This window comes from Serratia sp. X3, assembly GCF_014982455.1.
In the GTDB taxonomy this organism is placed as follows: Bacteria; Pseudomonadota; Gammaproteobacteria; order Enterobacterales; family Enterobacteriaceae; genus Serratia; species Serratia ureilytica.
The window spans coordinates 1-18,807 of record NZ_JADCNB010000003.1 but is presented as its reverse complement, the minus strand read 5'-3'; the positions used below and the strand labels follow the sequence as shown (position 1 = coordinate 18,807).

Below are 18,807 nucleotides of genomic sequence, written 5' to 3'. Positions count from 1 at the left end.
TATCTCCTTGAAAATCATGCTTTCGGTTAGAGTGAAACAACGTCATGCCTGCGGCCCGGGCGGCAGCGCCGCCAGAGCGATATCGCCAGCGATGTGCTGCGCAAACTGGGTAAAGACGTGCTGAACGCCGTCGGCGATCAGAGTGGCCTGCTCCCTGCTGTAGTGATCCTGGCGATAGGTCATCATCACCCGCAGGGATTTCTTCCCGGCCAGATCGTCTTCCATCACCTCAAACTGCAGGCCGAGCAGCGATTCGGCTTTTTCCGGCTCCACCTGACGGTAGGCGATCGCACGGCCGTCCTGCAGCCGGAACTCGCCGTTCAGCTTGATGCGGCTGTGGATCTGGATGAACACTTCGAACATGTGGTTTTTGCGGTCGGCGTCCACGCCGAACAGCCCTTCTTCCACCAGGTCGATCGGAATGTCGGTGTACGGCAGCGAGCCATTGATGGTGTTTTTCACCTGACTGACCAACCCGGCGACCGTCAGCCCTTCGTCAAAGCGCACGCGGTGCACCACCACGGTGGTGAAGTAGCCGACGGTATCGAAGAACTCGGCATCGTTACGGCCGGAGGTCGAGGTGCCCACCAGCAGATCCGCCGGGCCGCCCAGCAGGCGCAGCGCCGAGGTAATCCCGGCATACACTACGTTGAACAGCGAAGCGTTGTTGCGGCGAGCGAGCTGATACAGGCCTTCCGCCACGGCGGGATCGACCTCAAACTCCAGCCAGCCGCCGTTGACATCCGCCGGCGCCGGCACCGCCGGATGGGTGGACGGTTCTTGCCGGAAGATCGGCTGGCCGACCGGCGCGCCGCGCAGCGCGTCGAGCCAGTAATCCAGATGTTGCTGCTGCACCCCGGAGGCCCGCTGCTGCCGGGCGAAGGTGTGGAACTGCGGCGGTTGCCCATGCCACTGCGGCGCCTGGCCGACGACGCGATGGCGATAGGCGACGCCCAGCTCATCCATCATCAGATTGAGCGACCATTCATCCAATACCACGTGGTGGAACAGCAGCGACAGCAGCTGCTGGCCGTTGTCCGCATCGCGCAGCAGCGTGACGCGCAGCGGCAGCTCGGCGGCCAGATCGAAACGGTGCTGGCCGGCATCGGCCAACAGGGCGGCGGCGTTGCCCGCCGGCGTTTCCTGAGAGAAGCGGAACCATTGGTAATCCGACAGTTCGGCAGCCGGCACCACCACCTGCACCACCTCGCCCTGTTGCTCGACGAAGCGTGAACGCAGCACGGTATGGCGAGTCATGACGTCGATAAACGCCTGACGCAGCGCCGTTTCATCCACCTCATCGAAGAAACGCAGAGAGAATGGCAGATTGAAGATCTCGTCATGGCCAAAGGCTTCATACACCTTCCACAGCGATTCCTGCGCCAACGACAGCGGCGCCTGCGCCCGATCATGATCGTCGGCGGTCACCACCGCGGCATTCGGCTGCGCGACGTTCAGGCGTTTGGCATACCCCGCCAGCCCACGCGCCGTCGGATGGCTGAACAGGTCGTTAATGTTGATCTCTAACTGATGCAGGCTCAGCAAGCGGCCGATCACCCGGGTGGCGACCAGCGAATGACCGCCGCGATCGAAGAAGTCTTCATCCAGGCTCATTTCCGGCGCCACCAGCGCCTCGCGGAACGCCTGCAAAATCAGCGGCGCAACGCTTTCGTCCGCATCGCCGTTCGCCGCCGGCGCGGTAATCGCCGGGGAAGCGGCCTCAGCCACCGGCAATGCGACGGCAATTTGCTGCCCGGCCAGGAAGGCGCTGAACTGCTCCAGCAGGAAAGGCGCGGCATGTGGGGACAAACGCGGATCGGTAACCAGCTCCAGCGTCAGCGCCTCCGCTTCCGGCAAGCCCAGCAGCAGCGCCAGTTCAAACGGCGTATGCAGCGGCGGCAGCAACAGGCGTTCGGCGTGAACGCCTTCCAACCGCCACTCTGCAGCCAGATCGTCGCGCCAGGCCACCAGCAGCTGCGCCCGCTGCGGGTCCGGCTGTTCAGACACGGTCTGCGCCAGCAGCCGTTGCCCGGCATCGCCGTCGCCGTGACGTACGGTCAGGCGCATCAGCGGCGCTGCCGTCAGGCCCAACTCCAGGCCGACGAACGCCGTCGTTTCTGCCGCCGGCACGCACAGCTGCACCGCTTGCCCGCCGGCCTGCGCGGCGATGAACTCGGCAAAACGCGCCGCCACCGCCGCCAGCAAGGCCTGCGGCGTGTCGTTGGCGGGCAACAGCGAGCGCGCAATGCGCGTGACCACGCGCGCGCCCACCGGCGGCAAGGCTTCAGCACGCTGCGCCGGGCTGCGGTAATCCTGCAGCGAGACCGCCTGGCGCAGCCAAGGCAGCTGCGGCTCCGGGCTTTCCGGCAGCTCGACCGGCTCCGCGGCGAAAGGCAGAGGCATCGCATCTCCGTTATAGCGGGCGGACAGCATCACCGGCAGGTGGCGCCACGGCAGCGCTTCCGCCAGGATGTCATGCAATACTGCGCCCAACATCACGTCACCGCCCGGCGTGAGCAACAGCAGGAAGCGCAGCGGCGCTTCGCCTTCCAGTTCAAACGGCGCCGCCTGCGCCTGCAGCAGGCAATCCATGGCGTGTTGTTCATCCGCCACCTGACGCAGGCTCACCGGCAACGGCGCCGAATCGGCGGCGCGTTTAATCAGACCGTTTTCGTCATCAAAAACGTAGCGCACGTCCACGCCCGGCGTCTCCCGCACCAGCGCCTGCAGCGCCGCCGTCAGCCGGGCGATATCCACTTCCCCCGTCAGGCGCCAGGCCAACGCCCGCTGCCCGCGTGCGTCACCCTGCTGCAGATGGGCAAACCATGCCCGCTCTTCGGCTTCGCTCACCGGCCGCTCGCCGTTCGCCGATTCCGCGCCCAGCGCCTGAAACGCGCTCTCCAGCCGCTGGGCCTCTTCATCGCTCAGAATGCTGTCAAAATCACCGATCACTGCGTTATCTCCTTTGCCCGGCCGTGCCGGGATAGCGCATAAAACGGGGGACATTCGTCCCCCGTCACCGCGATAGCGTTAGAAAGTCAGCTCAACCGCTGCGCCGACCAGGCGGCCTCGCTGGAGCGTCGCCGTGTAAATGTCATTGCTTCTGACCATCTCGCGGCGGTCGGAATCAAACAGGTTTTTCGCATACAGCGTGGCGCGACCGTAGTCGAAGGTGTAAGCCAGCTGGGCGTTGGCCGTCCAATAGGAGCCGATGCGCCCGCGCGAGTCGTTGTCGTATTGCGAATAGTAGGAGTCGGTAAACGCCACGTTGCTGCTCAGCTCCCACCCTTTCAGGAACTGATATTTGGCGCCCATGTTGGCGGTGTAAGCCGGCGCGCGCGCCAGCTCATGCCCTTCCACGCCGCTGCCCGAGAACTTCTTGATGTCGGTTTTCAACAGGCCGAGGTTGCCGAACAGTTCGAAATCCCAGCGCGGCTGCCAGGTGGCGCCGATTTCCGCGCCGTAGGTTTCCACCTTGTCGGCGTTGCGGATCACGCTGGAGTTCTCGCCCAGCGAGTACGGCAGCTGCATATCCTTGTAATCGTTGTAGAAGATGTTACCCGTCAGCACCACGTTGGCGTCTTTCAGGTGATGGCGGGTGTACAGCTCGTAGTTCCAGACATACTCGGAACCGTAGGTGTAGCTGACCACCGGCGTGCCGAAAGTAATCCCGCCGCCGCCGGCGTTATAGCCGCGTGCAATCTTGGCGCCGTAGGTTTGGGTATCCGTCGGCTTCCAGGCCACGTCCAGCTTCGGCAGGAACACGGTGTAGGTTTCATCGAAATCGATGCGCACCGCCTGGCTGCCGCCGTCGCGGCGACGGTGTTCGCGTTCCAGACGGCTGGCGGCGGTCACGTCCACCTGCGGCGTCAGCGCATAGGTCAGCTCGGCGAACGCCGAATGGGTATCGGTTTTATCCTTGAAGCGCGAACCGCCATAGATATTGACGTACTCATCCTGCGTGCCGTGGAAATAACGCAGCCCCGCCAGCCCGTGCAGGCGGCTGTCCGCACCGCCGAAGCGCACCACCGGTTCCACGTGAACTTCTTGGCCCTGGATATCGGCGGCATAAGGCATGTTGTAGGCAGTCGGACGGTTGATGTTGAAGTCGGTGTAGATCACGCGGTTTTCCAACGTCAGCGCATCGGACTGCTCCCAGGCCAGATCCCAGATGGTGCTGTTCATGTTGCTTTTGAATATCGGCCGACGCGACTCGTAGCGCGGGTTGGTCGGATGCGGCTGCGGGTTGAGGCTTTCGTTTTGCGGCGCGTTGCTGCCGAAGTGAGTAAAGGTCAGCTTGGTGGTCAGATCGCGCAGGCCGGCCGGGTTGAACAACAGCTTGGCGCGGGCGGTGGTGGCTTCCACTTCACGCGGATCGCCCACCGGTGCATACGACGGCATATCGACTTCGCTGCGGCGGCGCTGGCGATCGACGCTGACGCGGAACGCCAGCTGATCTTCCACCAGCGGGCCGGACGCCATGGCGGCCAACTGTGACGAGTGCTGGTTGCCGGCCCCGCCCTTGAAGGCGCTTTCCCACTCGAAGGTCGGATCCTTACTGGCCATGACGATGGCGCCGGCGATGGCGTTGCGCCCCTGGATGTAGCTTTGTGGGCCGAGGAACACTTCGACACGATCCAGATCCCACAGCGACTGCGGGCCGAACGCCTGTTCGTTATAGGTCAGCGAACGGCCGTCCAACGACAGATTGAGGCGCGGGCGGGTGCCGCTAAGGAAAGCGTTGGCGCCGACGTTCGGGCCGGAACCGTCGATGCCGCGCACGGTCGGCAGTTCGTTGCCGATGCCCAGATCCACCACGTTGGGGGTCATGCGCAGCAGATCGGGGATCTGCACCGCATCGGGCATCGAGGCGATGCGGTTGCTGTCGAACACCTGCACGCTGGAGCCGGTGTCGAAAATGGACCGTTTGATCTTCTCACCGGTGACCAGCAGCGTTTCCGCGTCCTGGTAGGTTTCGTTGCTCTTCGTTTCCGCCGCGTTGACGTTACCGATCGCCAGTGAACAAACCCCTAAAAATACGGAGGAAAATGCCCCAATGGCTTTCAACCCCGTCTTTTCCCCGTTTCCTACGCTTTCATGCCGTTGAGCCGCAAAATGCTTGCCCATAGATGTCTTCTCCTTTCATCCCAGAGGTGCACAAAATTTGATTTTTTTTTACACAACCTACATCGACACTCACACAGATCATGACGCTGTGGCCTTCCCGGCCTTGCTGTTGCTTATCCCTGCGGCAAACCCATGTCTTTCGCGGCCGAACGGGCGCGGCCCCGTCCACGGCCAAGCCGCCGGCGGAGCGGCCGGCAGCTTGTATAAAAACGTAAAATAATGTTAAGAATGATAATATTTTGCATTTTCTAATGCAAATCATTATCAATAAAGGTGTGAAGCCTGACAAGATAACTGCCAGAAACCCTTATGCTTTTGCAGGAAAAACGAGCGCTGCAATAACAAGCGATCATTTCAATACTAAGAATAATATAGATAAATTATTCACACCCAACGGCCTCTCTGCTCAGTATTGCTAAAACACCTTATAGATAACACCCGTGCGCCAAATGGATCAAATAATAATAATTTTCATTCCTATTAACATTTGGATATATTCTTGCAGTCTCGTTGGCTGAATCAAAATGGATACCCGATGAAAGCGTTAACCACGATGCAGGCCGCCTATTGGGTTGGCCGACAGTCCGCTCCCCCTCTGGGCGGCATGGCCGCCCATCTGTATGCGGAGTTCGACGGCGGCGAGCTGGATACCGCTCGGCTCCGCCAGGCCGTAGAGATGTTGTACCTGCATCATCCGCTGCTGCGCCTGCGCATTACCGACGATGGCCGACAGACGATCGCGCCCCCCGGTCCCCGGCATACCTTGCATCTCGACGACTGGCGACACGCCGATGAAGCGACGCTGGCGGCCGCGCTCGCCGCCAAACGCCAGGCGAAAAGCACCCAGCTGCTGCCGCTGGAACAGGGCGTTCCCTGCGATATCAGCCTGAGCCTGCTGCCGGCGGGACGCAGCCGCTTGCACGTCGATCTCGACATGATCGCCGGCGATGCCATGAGCTTTCGCCTGCTGATGGAGGATCTGGCGGCGTTTTATCACCAGTGTCCGACGGCGCCCTCCCATGACGCGCCGCCGGCCTACTTCGATCACCTCGCGCAACGCGACGCCGACGACGCGCTGCGCCAGCGGCGCGAACGCGGCCAGCGTTGGTGGCGTGCTCGCCTGGCGCAGGTGCCGCCGGCGCCGCGCCTGTTGCGCACGCCGGACCGCTGCCGCAGCGATCGTTTGGCCATCCAGTTGAATGCAGAAGAAAGCCGCGCGCTGGAGAGTGTGGCCAAGCGGCACCACACCTCCCTCTCGACGCTGTTTCTGGCGCTGTTCGCGCTGGCCGTCGGCCAGGGTTGGAACATGACGCGCTTCCGGCTCAACGTGCCGCTGTTCCACCGCGAGAGCGAACGGGAAGACGCGCATCGCCTCGTCGGCGACTTCTCTAATCTGGTGTTGCTCGGCGTGGAATTGAACCCGACGGAAAACCTGAACGCCTTCTGCCAACGCCTGATGGCGCAGCTGGCGGAGCTGATCGAGCATGCGGATTATCCCGGCGTCAGTGTGATGCGCGATCTGTCACGCCTGCACGGCAGCCTGCAGCCTTCGCCGGTGGTATTTACCGCCGGTTTCGGCATCCGCGGCAAGACGCTGTTTTCCGAACGGGTCGCCGACACCTTCGGTCCTCTCGGCTGGGTCATCTCTCAGGGGCCACAGGTGGCGCTGGATGCGCAGGTCGCCCACGTCGACGACGGCATTTTGATCAACTGGGACGTGCGGCTGGACGCGTTTCCCGAGCACGTGTTGCCACGCCTGCTGGCCTGTTACCGGGCGCTGCTGCACCTGGCCGCGCGGCAAGCGGGGGTGTTCGATCGCCCACTGTCGCAGCTGCTGGCGCAATGCACGCCCGACGCGCTGGCGCAGCAGGCACCGGTGCGCCAGGTGCTGCACCGGCTGCTGGCACGGGTGGCTCCCGAGGCCAGCTTGCACGACCACGACGATATCCACCGCTTGGCCCTGCCGGATGCTGGGGTGAACGCGCTGCTGGCGGTGCTCAACAAATATCTGGCGGCGGCGCTGACGGCGCAGGATCTGGCGGCGCATCCCTCTCCGGCGGCGCTGGCGGCATTGATCTGCCAACGATCGCCCGAGGCAGGACGGCATGCGAAAACGCTGCTCGCCGCGCTGGCGCCGCAGCACTGAGATCGGTTTCCGGGCGCGCGACGTCCGGCACGTTTTAATCGGTTAGCGACTATAGGGAAGCACCATGGAGACACCATTAACCGCACTGCAGCAGGCCTATCTTCTCGGCCGCAGCGATCGATGGCCGCTCGGCGGCGTGGCGATGCACGACTTCCGCGAATACCGCGCCCGACAGCGGGATGTGCCGCGCCTTGAAGCGCGCCTGGCCGAGCTGGTACAGCACTACCCGGCGCTTCGCACCTGCATCGATGTGCAGCGCGGCACGCAGCACGTGCGCCCGGAAATCACGCTGCATCTGGATCGCCACGACCTGCGCTCGCTGGATGACGAAGCGGCGCAGCGCCAGACGGAACAACTGCGCGAGCGTTACTCCCACCAGCGCCACGATCCGAGCCAACCGCTGTGGCGCATCGCCGTGATCCAACTTGCCGAACAGCAGGATCCGACGGGATCGCCGTACGATACGCTGATCTTTACCAGCTTTGATGCCTTGATCCTCGACGGCCAGGGGATCTCCACCGTGATCGCGCGCCTGTTCGACGATCGCCCTCTGACGCCGACCGCCGCCGCGCTGCCGCCCCCTGCGGCATCGGCGGCGCAGCGCCAGGCCGATGCCGCCTATTGGCGCGACAAGCTGCAGGATGTCACCACCCCGTCGGCGTTGCCGTGGCGCGCCCCGCTCGCCAATCTCACCGCATCACGCTATCGCCGCGCCACCCTGACGCTGCCGCACGACACGGTCAAACAACTCGGCCGCCTGGGATCGCCGCATGCGCTGCTGCGCAACAGCCTGCTCTCGGCGCTGATCCTCGATACGCTGGCCCACTGGACCACCGACGGAGAGCTGTGCGTCGGGGTGCCGGTGGCGTTCCCCGCCGCCGACGGCGCGCTGGGCAACGCCTCCAGCTTCGTGGCGGTGCGCTATTCGCGCTATGGCGAAGACTTTATCCAGCGCGCGCAAGCCTTGCAGGACGATGTGCTCGGCGCGCTCGATCACCTGGCGTTTTCCGGCGTCGATCTGGCGCGTCAGTTGCTCGGCCAAAGCCAGGGCGGCCCGGCGCTGCCGGTGATCCTGACCAACTGTTTAGGTTGGGAAACGCTGCCGGCCGAGGCGCCGGTGCGCTTCCACGATGGCCTGACCCAAACGCCGCAGGTCGCCATTGATATCCGTCTGACGCTGGACAGCGAAAAAAACCTGCAGCTGTGCGTGGATTACGCCGAGCAGGCGCTGCACGGCGAGCAGGTCGAGGCCATGCTGGCGGCCTTGCAGCGGCGCATCCTGCACAGTTGCCAACGCGCCGATCTGGCGATCGCCCCGCGAGACTTCATCGATCTGGCGCATTACCGCCACAATGACAGCGAAGCGAATTACGCGCCTTATCCTTATCTGGCGCAGCTGGCCGAGCGGCTGTTCGGCGCACATAACGGCGGCAACGCGCTGATCTGCGGCGAGCAGACGCTGACCTATAATGAGCTGGGCCAGCGGATCGCCACGGCGATCGCCAACCTGCAGAGCCGCGGCGTACAGCCGGGCAACGTGGTGGCGCTGTATTTGCCGCGCAGCCCGGAACAGATCATCTTCAGCCTCGCCTGCGCCCTGCAGGGGGTGATCTGGGTGCCTATCGACATCAACTCGCCGCCGGAGCGCACCGCCTATCTGCTGGAGAACTGCCGGCCGACGCTGGTGGTGCACGGCGGCGATCTGGAGACGCCGATCGGCGTGACGCCGGCTACCCTGCTGACGCCGACGGATCGCGCACCCGCGCTGCCGGATGAACAGGCGTTGATGGAACGCAGTGCCAGCCAGGCCGCGAGCTATTACCTGTATACCTCCGGCACCACCGGTAAACCCAAGTGCGTGGTGCTCAACAACCGCGCCACCGCCAACGTCGTGCACCAAACCCAACAGCGCTGGAGAGTCACCGCCGACGACGTCTTTATTTCCGTGACGCCGCCGCACCATGACATGTCGATGTTCGATCTGTTCGGTTCGCTGTGCGCCGGCGCCACGCTGGTGCTGCCGGCGCCGCATCAGGAAAAAGACGCCATCAGTTGGAACCAGTTGGTGGAAAAACATCGGGTCAGCCTGTGGTGCTCGGTGCCCGCCATTCTGGAGATGCTACTCACCTGTAAAACGGCCGACAGCCTGCGCTCGCTGCGCTTGGTGGCGCAGGGCGGCGACTACATCAAGCCGGCGACGGTGCAAACCCTGCGCACCTTGCGCCCGGATCTCACTCTGTTCTCACTCGGCGGGCCGACCGAAACCACCATCTGGAGCATCTGGCACCCGATCGCCCCGCAGGAGAGCGGCACCGTGCCTTACGGCCGCCCGCTGCCGGCCAACCGCTATTTCATCTGCCATGACGACGGCAGCCACTGTCCGGCCGGCGTGGTCGGCCGCATCCATACCGCCGGGGTGAACCTGGCGTTGGGCTACCTGGAGCAGGGTGAGCTGAGGCAGCACGATTTCATCACCCTCGAAGGCCCGGACGGGCAGCCGCTGCGCGCTTTCCGCACCGGCGATCAAGGCTATTACCGTCCGGACGGCAACATCATGTTCGCCACCCGGGTGAACGGCTATGTGAAGATCCGCGGCGTGCGCGTCTCGCTGCCGGAAATCGAAGACGTGCTGCGCCGCCATCCGGCGATCCGGGATATGGTGGTGGTGGATTATCCCAGCGGAGAAAACAACGAGGCGGCGCTCGGCGCCCTGTATCTGACCCGCGACGGCAAGCCGCTGCCGCTGTCCGAGATCCGCGCCTTCGCCACCGGCTATCTGCCCTGTACCCATATTCCCACGCGCTTTATCCACGCCGAGGCGCTGCCGCTGTCTGCCAACGGCAAAACCGACCGCCATCGCATCCGCGCCGACCTGAGCCACCAGCAAACCGCGCCGGCGCTGAACGCCTGCGCAGCCCCGCCGCCGAACGCGCCTCTGGCGCGCAGCGCAGAGATCCTGACCATCTATTGGCAGGCGATCGGCGTGACGCCGCGCCCGGAATGGGGAGAAGAGACGGCATTTATCGCCATGGGGCTGAAACTGCCGCATATCAAACAGGTGGCGGAGCGCCTCAATGACGCTTTCGGCACCCGGCTGGTGAGCAGTGCGCTCTTGCCATGCAAGAATGCGCGCGAAGTGGCGGCGTTGCTGACCAGCTGAAGCCACATCACTCGGGCGGGGACATCCCCCGCCCGCATCTTATCAGGCGGGCAATGCCGTCAGGGCCGCGAGCGGTTGCTCCCAGGCTTCCCGCTGCAGCGCGCGCAGCAGAAATTCTTGCAGCGCCTCGCCATAGTCCAGCGCATCCTCCGTCGGGAACTGTTCCAGATAAATATCGATATCCACCTGCAGATCGCGGGCGTCGGTGCGGCCGCGATACGTCAGGTTGAAACCGTCGCCCGAACCGCCGGCCAATACGCGCCGGGCGCCGCGACAGCCGACAAAACGGGGTGCATCGAAGGGTTGCACGTTGATGAAGGGAGAAATAAAGAAGCGCGAGTTCGGATCCACGCCGCGATCGGCGGCCAGTTGACGCAGACGATAGCCGGCGTGGCTGCGCAGCTCGCGCAGCTGCTGCGTCAGGGTGGTCAGAAAGCTCCCCAGCGTCTCCGTTGGCGACGGTGATACCAGCAGCGGCAGGGTATTAACCGCCAACGAAGGGACGTTGGTGGCGGCTTGCCCGCGGCGATTCATCGCCGGCATCCACATCGGCAACGCATCGCCCTGCCGGGCGTGGTGCGGCATGACCTGAAACAGCCAGGCCGCCGACTGCGCCACCAGCAAGTCGGGCCAATTGATGCCACTGCGTTCCGACTGCTGCGCCAGACGCTGCGCGACTTCTGTCGGCAACCGACGGTTGACGCTCAGGCGTCGCACGCCATACTCCCCGCCGCCCTTACGCACCGTCGGCAGCGCCTGCGACGGCGGCAGATAGGCCTGCCAAAAGCGCCGATCGCGCTCGCAGCGTTCAGAATTGACGTAGGCCAACTCGGCCTGTTGAAAGGGGGCGAAAGCACCCAAAGGGATGCCCGCGCTCCCCTGGCCGAGGTAGTGCGCATATAGCGCGGCGCAGCGGTGTTCGATTAGCGCCATGCCGAAACCGTCGACCAGAATATGGTGCGCACGCACGTACCAGAGGTAACGCTCCGGTCCCAGCTTCAGCAGCCAGGCAGCGGCTAACGGTTCGCTGTGCAGCGCCCGGTGCTGCGCGATATCCTCGTGCATCAGGTTTTGCGCCGCCTGCCAGGGATCGCGATGCGTTTGCAGATCGATACGTTGCAATGACGGTATGCGCTGTGGCTCGTGCCGTAGCGACGGAGGATGGTCGCCACGCCGTTCGCCAAAGCGCAGGGCAAACGCCTGCGTCTCGGCGAGGGTGGCGGCGATCGCCCGGCAGAGCGCCGCTTCCTCTATTGCGCCGCACAGTTCGGTGCAATGGGCGACGGTGGATAAGGTCTGCCCAGGGTGCAAGGTGTATTCTTCCCAGAAATCAAGCTGCGCTGGCGCCAGCGGCAACCATTCAGAGGCCAAAGCGGTGTCCGACATGTTACCTACCTTTGATAAGCCTGAATAAAAGCGCCGAACGGGCGATACCCCGCCGTTCAACGGCTTTTGCGTGTCTCCATACATCATCAAATGAAAATGATAATAACATCCATTATCATTTCCAATAATTTGGTAACACTTTAGATTCTGTTAAGCGGGGATGCAAGCGACGCATTGGGGGCAGAGAAAAGAAAGTGGCAGGCTGAAAGGGCATAAAAACAAAACGCCCCGGGCACGGATGCCCGGGGCGATTTTCATATCCCGCTAGCCGGTGATTAGCCTTGATTGGCCGGCTTCACCTTCTGCGCCAGGAACTCCGTTTCGTAGGCCAGCGCCTTCTTGCGATCGAACTGGTGCTCCCACTTGGCGATAACCAGCACCGCCAGCGCGTTGCCCACGACGTTCAGCGCGGTGCGCGCCATATCCAGGATACGGTCCACGCCGGCGATAAACGCCAGGCCTTCCAGCGGAATGCCGACGCTGCCCAACGTCGCCAGCAGCACCACGAACGAGACGCCCGGCACGCCGGCGATCCCTTTCGAGGTCACCATCAGCGTCAGCACCAGCACGATCTCCTGCCCCAACGACAGCTCGATGCCGTACAGCTGGGCGATAAAGATGGCGGCGATGCTCTGGTACAGCGTCGAACCATCCAAATTAAAGGAGTAACCGGTCGGCACCACGAAGCTGGTGATCGACTTGGGCGCGCCGTAAGCCTCCATCTTTTCGATGATGCGCGGCAGTACCGTTTCCGAACTGGCGGTGGAATAAGCCAGGATCAGTTCGTCTTTCAGGATGCGGATCAGCGTCCAGATGCGCAGGTTGCACAGCCGAGCGACCGCCCCCAGCACCACCAGGGCGAAGAACGCGATGGCGAAGTACACCAGCACCACCAGCTTGGCCAACGGCAGCAGCGAAGCGAAACCGAAGTTCGCCACCGTGACCGCAATCAGGCCAAACACCCCGATCGGCGCATAGCGCATGATCATGTGGGTGACTTTGAACATGCTCTCGGACACCGCCTTGAACACCTTCAGCAACGGCTCTTTGGTCTCTTTCGGCAACGACGACAGCCCCAGACCGAACAGCACCGAGAAGAAGATAATCGGCAGCATGTCGCCCTTGGCCATCGACGAGAAGACGTTCGACGGGATCAGCGACAGAATGGTCGCCACCAGGCTGTGCGAACCGCTTTGCACCTGTTCGGTGGTTTTCTCATACTGCGAAATGTCCACCGTGGTCAGCGTCGACATATCGATGCCGTGGCCCGGTTGGAAGACGTTGGCTAACGTCAGCCCCACCACGATGGCGACGGTGGTGATCACTTCGAAGTAAATAATGGTTTTCAATCCGATGCGGCCCAGCTTTTTCGCATCCCCCACGCCGGCAATACCGACGATCAGCGTGGAAATAACGATCGGCACCACAATCATCTTGATCAAACGAATAAAGATATCACCCGCCGGGCTGAGAATATTGCTCACCAGCCACTCACGAGATTCGGTCTGGTTGTGCAATACCGCGCCAACAATAATACCCAGCACCAACGCGATCAGGATTTGCCAAGCCAGGCTAATTTTTACACTTTTCATACCCAAAAAGTCCTCAAAGACTCTTTGCGCCGTACAAAGTCGCAACACGGCGAAAAGAATACTTAATCATTTATTACAGGCTTATGTTAATTCAGTGGAAGCGTTCACCTGCCCTGGGTGCGACGCAGTATAAATCTGTATCATCCGGGCGGCATGCTCTGCAAGCCTTGATTTGTCAGGGTTGAGCGCTGAATCGAATCACAAAAAATTCGCGCAACTATTTCAAATGGCATAATTGCTTGTTATTAAAAACATAATTTTTCATATAATGAAGCACATAACCGCGCCGGTGGCGTTTTTTTGAACGCGATTAAAATGCGTTATTTTTCGTCCATTCTGCATATTTAGTCCGCATCAAATGTTTATATTTTGTTACTCAAAAGTCAAATAAATGGGAATTAGCCGAGTGACATTTTCACCCATAAATGCAGCGCCGTTTTATATTTCGATTAAAAATCGAACGATCCCGCAGGATGAATGCCACACGGTATTTCCCGAGTTTTCATCAGGAATTAAACGTTAATAGAACGTTATTTCACGATATGCCGTCCATCGTTATATCGCGTTAATACCAACTTAGAATATTAATCGCGAAAAATAATCAAAAAAGATTTATAGCGCGAAATAATGTCGGTCTCTCCCACCCTTATTAAGCGCAAGGCAAATACCCTCGCCTTTGTTTATTCTTTTTTGTTCTTTAGATAAGTGTTTTTGGCTAAAAAAGCGGGTTTATGATGATTTAAACGCCAAAGAGATAGATACGTACTGCAAATGCGACAGAACTATTACAAATCAATATCTTTGTTGCGTGATCTGCCGCGCAAAAAAGAAACAAAGAATCGTAGCAAACTATACTTAACCTTCAGTTGACATATCATTAACAACTTCAAGGAGAAAAGCTATGAGCCAACTGCATAAACACGCTATTCCTTCTGCAATTGCAGAACGCGCCCTGATAAATCCGGCACAATACCAACAGTATTATCAACAGTCGGTTCAAGACCCAGAAGCTTTCTGGGGTGAGCATGGCAAAATCCTGGACTGGATCAAACCCTATACCAAAGTCAAAAATACCTCGTTCGATCCGGGCCACGTCAGCATCCGTTGGTTTGAAGACGGCACGTTGAACCTGGCGGCCAACTGCCTGGACCGTCATTTGGCCGAGCGCGGCGACCAGACCGCCATTATCTGGGAAGGCGATGACCCGACCCAATCCAAGAAAGTGACCTACAAACAGCTGCACCATGATGTCTGCCAATTCGCCAACGTGCTGAAAAAGCTCGGCGTGAAAAAAGGCGACGTGGTGGCTATCTATATGCCGATGGTGCCGGAAGCGGCGGTCGCCATGCTAGCCTGCGCGCGCATCGGCGCCGTACATTCGGTGATCTTCGGCGGCTTCTCGCCGGAAGCGGTCGCCGGGCGCATTATCGACTCCAACGCCAAACTGGTGATCACCGCCGATGAAGGCCTGCGCGCCGGCCGCGCCGTGCCGCTGAAAAAGAACGTCGACGATGCGCTGAAAAACCCCGGCGTGGTCAGCGTGGCCAACGTCGTGGTGTTCCAGCGCACCGGCAAACCGGGTTACTGGCAGGAAGGGCGCGATCTGTGGTGGCATGAGCTGACCCAGGGCGTTTCCGCCGATTGCCCGCCGGAAGAAGTGAACGCCGAAGATCCGCTGTTTATCCTGTACACCTCCGGCTCGACCGGCAAGCCAAAAGGCGTGCTGCACACCACCGGCGGCTACCTGGTGTACGCCGCGATGACCTTTAAGTATGTGTTCGACTATCACGACGGCGACATTTACTGGTGCACCGCCGACGTGGGCTGGGTCACCGGTCACAGCTATCTGCTGTATGGCCCGCTGGCCTGCGGCGCCACCACGCTGATGTTCGAAGGCGTACCTAACTATCCGGGCGTTAACCGCCTGTCGCAGGTGATCGACAAACACCAGGTCAATATTCTGTATACCGCGCCGACCGCCATTCGCGCCCTGATGGCCGAAGGCGACAAGGCGATCGAAGGCACCCGGCGCGATTCGCTGCGCATCATGGGCTCGGTCGGCGAACCGATCAACCCGGAAGCCTGGGAGTGGTACTACAACAAGATAGGCAACGCCAAATGCCCGATCGTCGACACCTGGTGGCAAACCGAAACCGGCGGCTTCATGATTACCCCGCTGCCGGGCGCCACCGAGCTGAAGGCCGGTTCCGCCACGCGGCCTTTCTTCGGCGTACAGCCGGCGCTGGTCGATAATGTCGGCACGCCGCAGGAAGGCGCCTGCGAAGGCAACCTGGTGATCGTCGATTCCTGGCCGGGCCAGGCGCGCACTCTGTTCGGCGATCATGACCGCTTCGAGCAAACCTACTTCTCGACCTTCAAAGGCATGTACTTCAGCGGCGACGGCGCCCGCCGCGACGAGGACGGTTACTACTGGATCACCGGCCGCGTCGACGACGTGCTGAACGTCTCCGGCCACCGTTTGGGCACCGCCGAGATCGAGTCCGCGCTGGTATCTCACCCGAAAATCGCCGAAGCGGCGGTGGTCGGCATTCCTCATAACATCAAAGGCCAGGCGATCTACGCCTATATCACGCTGAACCACGGCGAAGAACCGACGCCGGAGCTCTATGCCGAAGTGCGCAACTGGGTGCGCAAAGAGATAGGGCCGATCGCCACGCCGGACGTGCTGCACTGGACAGACTCGCTGCCCAAAACGCGCTCCGGCAAGATCATGCGGCGTATCCTGCGCAAAATTGCCGCCGGCGACACCAGCAACCTGGGGGATACCTCCACGCTGGCGGATCCGGCTGTAGTCGACAAGCTGTTGGAAGAAAAACAATCAATGAAAGTGCCGTCATAATTTACGCCGCTTCAGGCCGCTCATTCGGATAACACGCCGTTGAGCGGCCCTGGCGCGGCGTACTCTATCAATACCTACTGGAGACACTCTGATGAATGACACCATTTATCAAGGGATTGAAGAAAACCCGCGCTTTAAAGAGCTGGTGAGAAAACGCGGCCGGTTCGCCTGGCTGCTTTCGCTGATTACGCTGGCGCTGTACGTCGGCTTCATTTTGTTGATCGCCTTCGATCCCCAATGGCTCGGCACGCCGATCGCCGCCGGATCGACCATTACCCGCGGGATCCCGGTCGGCGTCGGGCTGATCGTGATCTCTTTCGTCTTGACCGGGATCTATGTGTTTCGCGCCAACGGCGAATTCGATCGCCTCACCGCAGAGATTCTGCGCGAGGTGAAACAATGAAGCGCTTATTGTCCGCCGCCGCGCTGCTGTTGCTGCCGGGCCTGGCCTGCGCCGACGCCATTAGCGGCGAGGTGCATCGTCAGCCGCTGAACATTCAGGCTATCGTGATGTTTATCCTGTTTGTCGGCGCCACGCTCTACATCACCTATTGGGCCTCCAAACGCACCCGTTCCCGTCAGGACTACTACACTGCGGGCGGACGCATCACCGGTCTGCAAAACGGGCTGGCGATCGCCGGCGACTTCATGTCCGCCGCCTCGTTCCTCGGCATCTCCGCATTGGTCTATACCTCGGGCTATGACGGCCTGATCTACTCCATCGGCTTCCTCATCGGCTGGCCGATCATTCTGTTCCTGATCGCGGAACGCCTGCGCAATCTCGGCCGCTATACCTTCGCCGATGTCGCCTCTTACCGTCTGCAGCAGAAACCGATCCGCACCCTCTCGGCCTGCGGCTCGTTGGTGGTGGTGGCGTTGTATCTGATCGCGCAGATGGTCGGCGCCGGCAAGCTGATCCAGCTGCTGTTCGGGCTCAACTACCATGTGGCGGTGATCCTGGTCGGTATCCTGATGGTGCTGTACGTGCTGTTCGGCGGCATGCTGGCCACCACCTGGGTGCAGATCATCAAAGCGGTGCTGCTGCTGGCCGGCGCCAGCTTTATGGCGCTGATGGTGATGAAGTCGGTTAACTTCGACTTCAATACCCTGTTCGCCGAAGCGGTGAAGGTGCATCCGAAAGGCATCGCCATCATGAGCCCCGGCGGGCTGGTGTCCGATCCGATTTCCGCGCTGTCGCTTGGCCTGGCGTTGATGTTCGGCACCGCCGGTCTGCCGCACATCCTGATGCGTTTCTTCACCGTGAGTGACGCCAAGGAAGCGCGCAAGAGCGTGTTCTACGCCACCGGCTTTATCGGTTACTTCTATATTCTGACCTTTATCATCGGCTTCGGCGCCATCTTGCTGGTCAGCGCTAATCCGGCGTTCAAAGACGCCACCGGCGCGCTGCTGGGCGGCACCAACATGGCTGCGGTGCACCTGGCCAATGCCGTTGGCGGCAACTTCTTCCTCGGCTTTATCTCGGCGGTGGCGTTCGCCACCATTCTGGCGGTGGTTGCGGGCCTGACGCTGGCCGGCGCCTCGGCCGTGTCACACGATCTGTACGCCAGCGTGATTAAAAACGGCAAGGCGACCGAGCGCGATGAGCTGAAGGTCTCCAAGATCACCGTCGTGGTATTAGGCCTGGTCGCCATTGCCCTGGGGATTTTGTTCGAGAAGCAGAATATCGCCTTTATGGTCGGGCTGGCGTTCTCCATCGCCGCCAGCTGTAACTTCCCTATCATCATCCTGTCGATGTACTGGTCGCGTTTGACCACCCGCGGCGCGATGATTGGCGGCTGGTTAGGCCTGCTGACAGCGGTGATTCTGATGATCCTCGGCCCGACGATCTGGGTGCAGATCCTCGGCCATGATAAACCGATTTACCCGTACGAATACCCGGCGCTGTTCTCGATGATCGTGGCCTTTGTCGGCACCTGGCTGTTCTCGATCACCGACAGCTCACTGGCCGGGCAGCAAGAGCGGGAACGCTTCCGGGCGCAGTTTGTTCGTTCGCAAACCGGGCTGGGCATTTCTCAGGGCAGCTCGCATTGACCGAATAATAAGTGAAAAAAGCAAACACACCCTAATCAAAGGCCCTTCGGGGCCTTTTCTCTGGCTCGCTGACGGAGGATAAGGAGGGGAAAGCAGCGCAGCGTAGCTGCGCTTTTTTACGTTTTACGCACAGCAAAAAGCCCTGAACGTCAGTTCAGGGCTTTCGGCTTTATTTGATGCCTGGCAGTTTATGGCGGGCGTCCTGCCCGCCCCCCTTCGGGCCGTTGCTTCGCAACGTTCAAATCCGCTCCCGGCGGATTTGTCCTACACAATTCGTCTCAGGATGCCCATGCTCGAGCAGAACGCCAGATAACAGACAAAACAAAAAGCCCCATGCTTTCGCATGAGGCTTGTTGTTTTATTTGATGCCTGGCAGTGTCCTACTCTCGCATGGGGAGACCCCACACTACCATCGGCGCTACGGCGTTTCACTTCTGAGTTCGGCATGGGGTCAGGTGGGACCACCGCGCTATTGCCGCCAGGC

Annotated in this window: 9 protein-coding genes and 1 rRNA gene; 5 read left to right on the top strand and 5 right to left on the bottom strand. The window is 61.0% G+C overall.

What is annotated here, in order from left to right; genetic code table 11:
• Positions 1-42: 42 nt before the first annotated feature.
• The gene (locus IMX17_RS14290; RefSeq protein WP_193549883.1) at positions 43-2,952 is read right to left on the bottom strand and encodes a condensation domain-containing protein; all 2,910 of its coding nucleotides are present in this window, start codon (positions 2,950-2,952) and stop codon (positions 43-45) included.
• Between the two features lie 78 nt (positions 2,953-3,030).
• Complete coding sequence (locus IMX17_RS14285) at positions 3,031-5,127, bottom strand: TonB-dependent receptor (RefSeq protein WP_046897884.1); 2,097 nt, start codon at positions 5,125-5,127, stop codon at positions 3,031-3,033.
• Between the two features lie 535 nt (positions 5,128-5,662).
• Between IMX17_RS14285 and IMX17_RS14280 the strand changes: the two genes are divergently transcribed.
• Positions 5,663-7,273: a condensation domain-containing protein gene (locus IMX17_RS14280; RefSeq protein ID WP_193549882.1), complete on the top strand. Its 1,611-nt coding sequence runs from the start codon at positions 5,663-5,665 to the stop codon at positions 7,271-7,273.
• 64 nt (positions 7,274-7,337) lie between these two features.
• Positions 7,338-10,433, top strand: coding sequence for an amino acid adenylation domain-containing protein (locus tag IMX17_RS14275; protein WP_193549881.1), 3,096 nt, complete (start codon positions 7,338-7,340; stop codon positions 10,431-10,433).
• A 42-nt stretch (positions 10,434-10,475) separates the two neighbouring features.
• On the opposite strand, the gene IMX17_RS14270 is transcribed toward IMX17_RS14275, so the two are convergent.
• A complete protein-coding gene (locus IMX17_RS14270; protein WP_193549880.1) occupies positions 10,476-11,819 on the bottom strand; it encodes a condensation domain-containing protein in 1,344 nt (447 codons plus the stop codon).
• A 275-nt stretch (positions 11,820-12,094) separates the two neighbouring features.
• Complete coding sequence (gltP, locus tag IMX17_RS14265; protein WP_004930041.1) at positions 12,095-13,411, bottom strand: glutamate/aspartate:proton symporter GltP; 1,317 nt, start codon at positions 13,409-13,411, stop codon at positions 12,095-12,097.
• 901 nt (positions 13,412-14,312) lie between these two features.
• Here gltP and acs point away from each other — a divergent pair.
• The 3 genes from acs to actP all read left to right on the top strand — a co-directional run bounded on the left by acs (position 14,313) and on the right by actP (position 18,323).
• Entirely contained in the window at positions 14,313-16,271 is a 1,959-nt protein-coding gene (gene acs, locus IMX17_RS14260) for an acetate--CoA ligase (RefSeq protein ID WP_033652607.1), read from the top strand.
• A 91-nt stretch (positions 16,272-16,362) separates the two neighbouring features.
• Positions 16,363-16,674 (top strand): DUF485 domain-containing protein, encoded by a 312-nt coding sequence (locus tag IMX17_RS14255; protein ID WP_004930047.1) that lies wholly within the window; start codon positions 16,363-16,365, stop codon positions 16,672-16,674.
• Positions 16,671-18,323 (top strand): cation/acetate symporter ActP, encoded by a 1,653-nt coding sequence (gene actP, locus IMX17_RS14250; RefSeq protein WP_046897879.1) that lies wholly within the window; start codon positions 16,671-16,673, stop codon positions 18,321-18,323. Before IMX17_RS14255 ends, actP begins: the two co-directional genes overlap by 4 nt.
• Before the next feature lie 367 nt (positions 18,324-18,690).
• Here the strand turns inward: actP and rrf are convergent.
• Positions 18,691-18,806, bottom strand: a 5S ribosomal RNA gene (gene rrf, locus IMX17_RS14245).
• Position 18,807: the final 1 nt, after the last annotated feature.

What these genes read in the sequence shown, in the direction of transcription:
- IMX17_RS14285 (WP_046897884.1), bottom strand. Translation starts at nt 5,127, where the DNA reads ATGGGCAAGCATTTTGCGGCTCAACGGCATGAAAGCGTAGGAAACGGG.
- IMX17_RS14280 (WP_193549882.1), top strand. Translation starts at nt 5,663, where the DNA reads ATGAAAGCGTTAACCACGATGCAGGCCGCCTATTGGGTTGGCCGACAG.
- IMX17_RS14275 (WP_193549881.1), top strand. Translation starts at nt 7,338, where the DNA reads ATGGAGACACCATTAACCGCACTGCAGCAGGCCTATCTTCTCGGCCGC.
- IMX17_RS14270 (WP_193549880.1), bottom strand. Translation starts at nt 11,819, where the DNA reads ATGTCGGACACCGCTTTGGCCTCTGAATGGTTGCCGCTGGCGCCAGCG.
- gltP (WP_004930041.1), bottom strand. Translation starts at nt 13,411, where the DNA reads ATGAAAAGTGTAAAAATTAGCCTGGCTTGGCAAATCCTGATCGCGTTG.
- acs (WP_033652607.1), top strand. Translation starts at nt 14,313, where the DNA reads ATGAGCCAACTGCATAAACACGCTATTCCTTCTGCAATTGCAGAACGC.
- IMX17_RS14255 (WP_004930047.1), top strand. Translation starts at nt 16,363, where the DNA reads ATGAATGACACCATTTATCAAGGGATTGAAGAAAACCCGCGCTTTAAA.
- actP (WP_046897879.1), top strand. Translation starts at nt 16,671, where the DNA reads ATGAAGCGCTTATTGTCCGCCGCCGCGCTGCTGTTGCTGCCGGGCCTG.